Consider the following 2763-nt stretch of genomic DNA (forward strand, 5'->3'; position numbering starts at 1 on the left):
AGAAGCTGCCACACGACTACCGGGAAGCCTATCCTTCGCCCGACGAAACCGCCGCAATGAAAGCCATGAGCCGGTTCTTCAGAAACAATGGAATCATTCTGCCCGTGGGTGCCTCGGCTTGCTTGTCGACGGCTATGTCTGACGCCGACATCGATAAAATCGCAAGCGTTTTTGAGCGGTTCCTGGCGGTGTCCGTTTCGCACGGGGAGGCGCGATAAGGATATTTCTACCTTTCGAAAGGAACTACCGTGGCGGAACGTGTCGTTTGCGCACTCCAACGTCATGGGCGTGGACACCATCTTTGCTCAAAGTCTTCCGTCAGCCGTAATCCTCGCGGCCGAGAAGATCGGCGTCCGGCAGGTCGCCTATCGACAGGAAAATATGGGTGGGGCCATGGCAGCGGGATCAGGCAGACAGGAACTCGACCACATCGCATTGTTCCAGGCCTGTGCCAAATGGGTTCGGCGGGTGGTCGTTGCCGAACGTGTCGACGACTACATCAACGCGGCCTTTGCGTCAGCGGCGTCGGGGCGGCCCGGTCCGGCGGTGCTACTGCCAGCCATGCGACATGCCAATCCTGGCCAATGGCCGTTGGACCGCATGCATCCTGACGCCTCGACATCGAGGAGGCTGCTAGGGCCATAGCGCAGGCCCGCGCACCTGTTGTTCTGGCTGGCGGTGGCGTTCACGCGGCGGCGGAGCGGCGGAACTCGCCCAGCTTCAGGAAGTAGCATCCCTTCTCGTATTCACTGGGTGAAGGCGCGGTGGATGAACATCATCCTTTTGTCCGCCGGTGTCCCTGGGGTCACTTGTTGGCCCCGGGCCCTCTGTCGCCACAGTCGGGGGCCTTCTCGATGAGGCCAATCTCGTCCTGCTTGTCGGCACGCGCGCCAATCAGAATGGGGACGGACAACTGGCGGCTCATTCCACGACAGCCAAGATCGTGCATATCGACATCGATCCCTGCGAGATCGGGCGGACCTATGAGCCCTTGCGTCTTGTAGGCTCGGCGGCTGAAACGCTCCGCGCACTGCACAAGACGCTGCAAGGGCAGTCGCTGAGCCTTCCGCCAGCAGGCCAGGTTGGCCTGGAAGCAAGGATTGCTGTTGCTTGAGTGCTTTCGAGGAGGATCGGTACTGGGTAGCGCGTCGAGACGGCGCCCCTATCCGACCCGAATATGTCATGCGCGAGCTTCAGTCCGGCTGACGCCCGAGACGACAGTTGTGACGGACACCAACTATTCGTCATTTTGGCTAACTGGGCAACTCCGCAGTCTGAAGGCTGGGATGCGATTCATCATGCCGCGCGGTCCCGCGGGTCTTGGATGAGGGCTGCCGCTGGCAATCGGAGCAAAAGTTGCCCGTCCGGATCATCCGGTCGTCGCCATCGTTGGCGACGGCGGCTTCGCTCATAGCTGGGCAGAACTGGAGACGCTCGTCCGCTTTGGCATCGCGCTTACCCTTATCGTCCTCAACAACGGCATTCTCGGGTTGCCGGCTATCTGCATCGAGACGCGGCGGGCCAATGCGGCGATGAAGACGATGCCGAACAAAACGGATCGGAACGACGCCCGGGCGCTGGCGTAGATCATGCGCACCGGCTAGTATCGGCAGGTGCATGTGAAGAACCGGCAGTGCCGGCTCTGGAGATCCCTTCCTCGTCGCCCGCCGCACGGTGCTGAATGAAATGCGCACCATTGAGAACGTGATCCGGGCGATCCTGCGGGAGGCCGGCATCAAGCTGGGCAGGCCGTCGCGAACCGCCTTCGCCGGTCGTGTGCGCGAGTTGGCCGGCACAGATCCGGTTGTAATGCCGCTGGTCGAGCCGCTGCTAATAACGATCCTGGCCACAATGCTGGGAGAGTTCGTCCGCCTGACGAAGCAGGTTCTCGGTCTGGCTCGCAAGGAAGAGGTCTCTGGGCGGCTCATGAGCATTCAAGGTGTCGGCCGATCACCGCGCTCGCCTTCCGCGCCACGATCGACCGGCCGGACCGCTTTCGCTGCTCGCGGGATGTCGGCGCGCATCTGGGACTGACCCCGTCGCGCTACCAGTCCGGTGAGACCGATATCCAGGGCAAAGTCAGCCGCTGCGGGGACGAACTGGCCCGCACAGCGCTTTACGAAGCAAATCATACACTGCTCGTGCGCAGCAAGAAATGGTCGAGCCTGCGCGCGTGGGGCATGAACGTCGCCAAGCGGCGCGGTATGGCGCGAGCCCGTGTCGCGGTTGCCCGCAAGCTCGCCGTCATCCTACATCGCATGTGGGAGCGACGCGTCCGAGTTCCGCTTCGGCAAGGAACCTGGTCTCGTATCGGCATAAAATGGACAACGGACAAATGAAGAAAGAGTTTCGCCCACAAGGGGATCCTGGATCGTTTCCCGTGGGGACGATGGGCAAGGCGATCTCGTTAGCAGGCACGATCCTGGGGCGAACTTTCCCAAGATCGTTCAACACATTGAAACGCCTCGCTCTCCTGACCCCATATGTGGACGGCACCCTTCTCGCAAGATTGTTGAGTAACGATTTGATGGATCGCTTGCGATCATATGTCCGGCCTTTATGTGGCGGTCGCACGTGACTGCTGGCCAAGATTGCAAATTCCGACGATTAACCGGACACCGTTCCGATCAAAAACCGGACGCGATTCCGAGAATTAACCGGACGCCATTCCGATTAAATACCGGACAGTTTTAAAGCCTAGATAGTGCCTTTGGGTCAGCAACCTGCGCATGCATTCCCTCGACGGTAGAGGAGAGGTGCATG

The 2763-nt window shown here is 60.6% G+C and carries 1 protein-coding gene and 2 pseudogenes; all 3 read left to right on the plus strand.

The features are described 5' to 3' along the window. Positions 1-218 (plus strand): annotated as a pseudogene (locus NKI06_RS30710) (aspartate aminotransferase family protein); the annotation flags it as partial. A 575-nt stretch (positions 219-793) separates the two neighbouring features. Continuing rightward, complete coding sequence (locus tag NKI06_RS30715; protein WP_352987916.1) at positions 794-1114, plus strand: hypothetical protein; 321 nt, start codon at positions 794-796, stop codon at positions 1112-1114. 373 nt (positions 1115-1487) lie between these two features. Next, positions 1488-2319 (plus strand): annotated as a pseudogene (locus NKI06_RS30720) (IS110 family RNA-guided transposase); the annotation flags it as partial. Positions 2320-2763: the final 444 nt, after the last annotated feature.

Source organism: Mesorhizobium sp. M0772 (genome assembly GCF_040320135.1).
Lineage (GTDB): Bacteria > Pseudomonadota > Alphaproteobacteria > Rhizobiales > Rhizobiaceae > Mesorhizobium.